This window comes from Nostoc sp. NMS2, assembly GCF_017115105.1.
Classification (GTDB): domain Bacteria; phylum Cyanobacteriota; class Cyanobacteriia; order Cyanobacteriales; family Nostocaceae; genus Nostoc.
The window spans coordinates 1-4,234 of the sequence record NZ_JABXKH010000084.1 but is presented as its reverse complement, the minus strand read 5'-3'; the positions used below and the strand labels follow the sequence as shown (position 1 = coordinate 4,234).

General features: G+C 41.4%; 6 protein-coding genes and 2 pseudogenes. 6 read left to right on the top strand and 2 right to left on the bottom strand.

The window, feature by feature from the left end; all coding sequences use genetic code 11:
• The first annotated feature begins 262 nt into the window (after positions 1–262).
• The 5 genes and pseudogenes from HWQ36_RS15920 to HWQ36_RS15900 all read left to right on the top strand — a co-directional run bounded on the left by HWQ36_RS15920 (position 263) and on the right by HWQ36_RS15900 (position 2,947).
• Positions 263–418 (top strand): hypothetical protein, encoded by a 156-nt coding sequence (locus tag HWQ36_RS15920; protein ID WP_292704558.1) that lies wholly within the window; start codon positions 263–265, stop codon positions 416–418.
• Positions 419–833: 415 nt separating this feature from the next.
• A complete protein-coding gene (locus HWQ36_RS15915) occupies positions 834–1,796 on the top strand; it encodes a hypothetical protein (RefSeq protein WP_292704556.1) in 963 nt (320 codons plus the stop codon).
• A gap of 2 nt (positions 1,797–1,798) precedes the next feature.
• Entirely contained in the window at positions 1,799–2,089 is a 291-nt protein-coding gene (locus HWQ36_RS15910) for a hypothetical protein (protein WP_292704554.1), read from the top strand.
• A gap of 4 nt (positions 2,090–2,093) precedes the next feature.
• Positions 2,094–2,195, top strand: a pseudogene (locus HWQ36_RS15905) (DUF2811 domain-containing protein); the annotation flags it as partial.
• A 341-nt stretch (positions 2,196–2,536) separates the two neighbouring features.
• Complete coding sequence (locus tag HWQ36_RS15900) at positions 2,537–2,947, top strand: zinc ribbon domain-containing protein (RefSeq protein WP_292704552.1); 411 nt, start codon at positions 2,537–2,539, stop codon at positions 2,945–2,947.
• Positions 2,948–3,148: 201 nt separating this feature from the next.
• Here the strand turns inward: HWQ36_RS15900 and HWQ36_RS15895 are convergent, their stop codons facing one another.
• On the bottom strand, positions 3,149–3,529 hold the full coding sequence (locus tag HWQ36_RS15895) for a hypothetical protein (RefSeq protein WP_196524045.1): 381 nt from the start codon (positions 3,527–3,529) through the stop codon (positions 3,149–3,151).
• A 101-nt stretch (positions 3,530–3,630) separates the two neighbouring features.
• On the opposite strand from HWQ36_RS15895, the pseudogene HWQ36_RS15890 reads away from it, so the two are divergent.
• Positions 3,631–3,794 (top strand): annotated as a pseudogene (locus HWQ36_RS15890) (transposase); the annotation flags it as partial.
• 36 nt (positions 3,795–3,830) lie between these two features.
• Here HWQ36_RS15890 and HWQ36_RS15885 read toward each other — a convergent pair.
• Positions 3,831–4,145, bottom strand: a complete 315-nt coding sequence (locus HWQ36_RS15885; RefSeq protein WP_292704547.1) for a hypothetical protein — start codon at positions 4,143–4,145, stop codon at positions 3,831–3,833.
• Between the last annotated feature and the right edge of the window lie 89 nt (positions 4,146–4,234).

Below are 4,234 nucleotides of genomic sequence, written 5' to 3'. Positions count from 1 at the left end.
TCACCACTCTCTCCGACGACTGATTCCTCTTAAATTTTTGAATTTGGAATTGCTGGGGCTGGCCCAGATGACCCAACAATTCGCAATTCGCAATTAATAATACCCTATGCATAAATGTGCTTGCTCTGAATATTGATACTACGTATTCTTTTCTTTTCATAATTGAAATTAGTTGCTCTGTACCCCAACGCCTCAATTATCAATTACGCCGTAATTGCGAACTGCGAACTGCGAATTGCGAATTGCGAATTGCGAATTGGAAATGACCTACGGAGTGGGTAATTTACAGAAGGCACTACCTACTAATTATGAAGTTTATCGACAAGTAGTAAAAGCTTACCCCCAAAGAACTCCTTTGGAATTGACTTTGGGTGTAAATGATAATTCAGTTGAGAAAGCTGAACCTGTAAGCAAGTGATAACGCACTCGTTACATAGTCAACAAGAAGTTAAAGATCAAAACTGAATTGCTTTTCAACAAAAAATTGACATTAAAGTATAAATCAAAGAGTCAACGATGATCTAATTTAATTTCTGCTGCGTTGATAAAAAAGATTTCAAAAATTCCTATTGGGGGCTACATGGGGGCTATATATACCCCAACAATAATCCAGGACTTTGATGAGATTTTGACCCCTATATAGGGTGCATATAGGTGCTAAATGGGGTATATTTGACTGACTGACAATTTGTACCCCATTTAGCCCCCAAGAGGTTATGATAAGCTCTTGAGTTGGGAAAATAAGGGAAAATTATTTTATTCTTCTTTCTCTTGCTCTTGCAGATCACTTGAACAGATCATTTTCACAACTTATTGTGTATTACTTGGGGCCTATGTCAAACATTCACACGTTGCAAAAAATTTTTCCTGCGGGTTTTGATAACGGTTACGGAAGTCTCAAACTTTTAGTCGAAGGGTTTGAAGTAGTTCGTGTCCCCAGCTATATAACCAATGCCGAGATGGAAGATGTTCCAGGGCGTGTAGTTTTTAACGGTAGTGCTTATACTGTTGGAGAGTCTGCTTACCGGACAGGGAATTATTTTGACCGGAATACCGATAATAATGAAAACAAAGTCAACAACGCATTATTGACTTTATTGGGTGCATTGGCACATCTACCACACCGTAAGGCTTGGCACTTAAAATTAGTCGTCAGTTTACATGATGTTGCTCTGGCATCAGAACTACAAAAAGTACTCAATGGAGAATATCAGCCAATACTTGCTGGCAAACAATCAGACGTGAAAGTAGAAGTGCTGAAAGTTGTACTAGAGGGGATGGGTGCATTGTTTGGGCATCAACTGCCGAAAAAATTAACCATTTTAGACTTTGGCAATGGAACAACCCTGTATTCTCGTTACAACCGGGGTCAACGAGAAGTTCACACCGCCTACCCCATCGGTGTGGAAGTTCTCATCGATGATATCTCCCAAAAAATGAAACATCTAAATGGAGGAAAAATTGGGGATGCTTCCAAGATCCGATTTTGTCTGGAAATGGGGCATACCAGGTACAGCCGTGACATCGATATCAAAGATATATACAGTGCTTCTTTAAAAGATTGGTATGAAAAATACTTGAAGAAAGTAGTGAATCTCACGCTTGATGCCAAGCACCAAGGGGATGAAATCTGGGCGATTGGTGGAGGCTGCTTGTTACCTGGATTTAAGAAACTCTTAGAGAAGAACGGTTTCAAAATCCTGGACAACCCGGTGGAAGCCAATGTCTTTGGGCTTTTAGAGATGGCAAAAACTATTTTTGCCAAGAATTCAACAACTACATCTCTTAAGTTATAAAAATGACAGATAAACAAGACTTAGCACCGGAAAAGGTTCGGATCAAAGATAATTACCGAGAGCGCATATTTGCAGAATCGCAAAAACTAGATAAAAGTTACCTGGACACACTTTACTTTATCGTTGATTGCTATTTTGTTTTCATCAAGGCTGGATTACCTGCACAACTTTTAGCTGACACACCTATTAATACTGAATCAAACCAACTCACGTCTTGGACTCAAACTCCATTTGCACAGGAGAAAGAAGAGGATTCTTCAGGAGAAACATTCAGCCTTGATTTTGATTTGTAACCGTCAGCTTATTACCGCAGCCATCTCCCTGTTTCTCCTGCAAAATGCTGAGGGTGATCGCGGTATTTCCCAAGTTTATCTCGAAACTTTGTTTCGTCGTGGCTAATGTTATTCCTTAGAAGTCATACTAAATAACAAGGTCAATCAAACTATACACTCAGAAAGATTTTTTCAGTCAGGATTAATGGCAACGAAAAACGAGGTAAAAGCGGAAACATCTACTATTGTAGTATCGCAACTTTCAGATGCGGCAGAACCCTAACTCTTAGAAAATGCTGAAGATGTGGCTCAACCAATGTAAAATGAGCGGCTATTTCCAGGTCTTTAATTGAGTCGGAATCCATTGAAAGTAATTACAATTTTCAGATAGTAAATCAGTTGATACTCCTATATTTACAACAAACGAGTCTACTTAGCTCTTGCACTAAACTTGACGTAGGTTTTGGAATGCTACGCAATACCATCAAGTACAAAGTAGAGCTAATTGGTGGTGTATTTATAGAAGTTCCAACTAAGAAGGTAAAACCTTTTCAAACCTGTCCTAAATGTGGATATCAGCACAAGAAGACACAAGATATTAGAGTGCATAACTGTACTGTTTGTGGATATCAACAAGACCGTGATATTGCGGCTGCTGAAGTAATGCTTTACTGGGCAAAAGAAATTCTACCGGAGTCAGGAACTGGCTTCGTAGACGCTGAGTCGCCTAGCTCTACCTCATCCACCAAGGCGCGTAAGCAAACTGGAAGTATGAAGCAACTAGGGGCAATGAAGCGTCAAAAATCCGTGGAAGTCTCCGCTAATAACGAACTAAGGGATGTAGAAACCCGCAGTTCAGGCGGAGCCAACTGTGGGTAGTTCATAAGGCTAAATCGGCATCGGTAAGTGGAAGGTTGCGCTTGAGGAGGAGCGATCAGACTTGTACACAGCAAGAGCGATCGCCTTGTGCCAAATCTGCGATTCAACTCTAGTGGGAGCAACTTCTCTAATTCTGTCAGAGAAGTTGCAATATAAATTCGTAAACTCTCAAGTCGGAATTAGAGATTACGAATTGAGAGTTTATCTCCTCAAAATATTAATAGCTGCACCTGCTGCTGCGCCATCTAATAAATCGCCAGCCACATCTTCGCGCCCGCCAAGAATAGCGCGAACCCCGGCGCTACTTGCTGCACCGACTGCGGCATCTCTACCTAAGTTACGTTTTTTCTTACGTCCAACCAAATTGACGGCGGCACCAGCCGCAGCACACTTAGCAGCATTGCGTAAAACAGTACCACGTCTTCTAGCAGCTCCAGTTACTACACAAGTACCAGCACCAAGGGCTGCATCTCCTAAAATTCGGTCGTTAGCTGCTGCTGGTTGAAGAGGAACTAAGGAGATTCCAGTTAAACTGGCAGCCATGAAACTGGGTAGAAATGCGCGTTTGAGAATTCTATTCATACTAGATACCTTCTTAAAAAATCAAACGACTGTTCAAAAGACTAAAAAAAATTCAATTTGTTGCAGTCACAAATTCGCTTATTTCTAGTTTAGACCTGGAGCTTAATGCTTTGAAAGGTGTTTCTAGTCGTAGATATGGGCAAGCCGGATACAAAAACCTCATAAAGAAGCTTTATGGAGTCCCAGCTATTTTGCTGTATCTGTTGGAGGTGCGCCATTAGATATCCTGCATGAGTACATCAGAAATCAAGAAAAGCCTTCCTAGAAAGACGGGGCTTGTATCCCATTATTTTGGTCAAACTCATTTCTCTGTGGTCGCAATCGGCAAGGTGGAGGAATGCTCATCGACTGGCACTTGCTGTTGGAGCGCTGCTAACCTATGCCTGGTATGGTTTTCCTCAACCCCGACTATCGGTTCTAGAGGTGTCGTTGATTTGATCGGCAACGTAATCTTTGCGATCGGTGCGATTGTTCTGCTTGCGATCGCACCGATCATACGGTGCATCAGACAAATTCTGAGAAGATCAAATGCTTCCTCTAATCGTGATTCACCCAATGTCAATGCTGCTAACTCACAGATTTGCTCCTTTGGGTCAAAAAGAAAACCAGCAACCATTGCAAGTGAATCAGTTGGAGCTAGTTGTAACAAACTGGAGTTTAGACTAAACGCATGACAAAGTAACTCAGGATAACTGAGTCACAAGC

What these genes read in the sequence shown, in the direction of transcription:
- HWQ36_RS15900 (WP_292704552.1), top strand. Translation starts at nt 2,537, where the DNA reads ATGCTACGCAATACCATCAAGTACAAAGTAGAGCTAATTGGTGGTGTA.
- HWQ36_RS15910 (WP_292704554.1), top strand. Translation starts at nt 1,799, where the DNA reads ATGACAGATAAACAAGACTTAGCACCGGAAAAGGTTCGGATCAAAGAT.
- HWQ36_RS15895 (WP_196524045.1), bottom strand. Translation starts at nt 3,529, where the DNA reads ATGAATAGAATTCTCAAACGCGCATTTCTACCCAGTTTCATGGCTGCC.
- HWQ36_RS15885 (WP_292704547.1), bottom strand. Translation starts at nt 4,145, where the DNA reads ATGGTTGCTGGTTTTCTTTTTGACCCAAAGGAGCAAATCTGTGAGTTA.
- HWQ36_RS15920 (WP_292704558.1), top strand. Translation starts at nt 263, where the DNA reads ATGACCTACGGAGTGGGTAATTTACAGAAGGCACTACCTACTAATTAT.
- HWQ36_RS15915 (WP_292704556.1), top strand. Translation starts at nt 834, where the DNA reads ATGTCAAACATTCACACGTTGCAAAAAATTTTTCCTGCGGGTTTTGAT.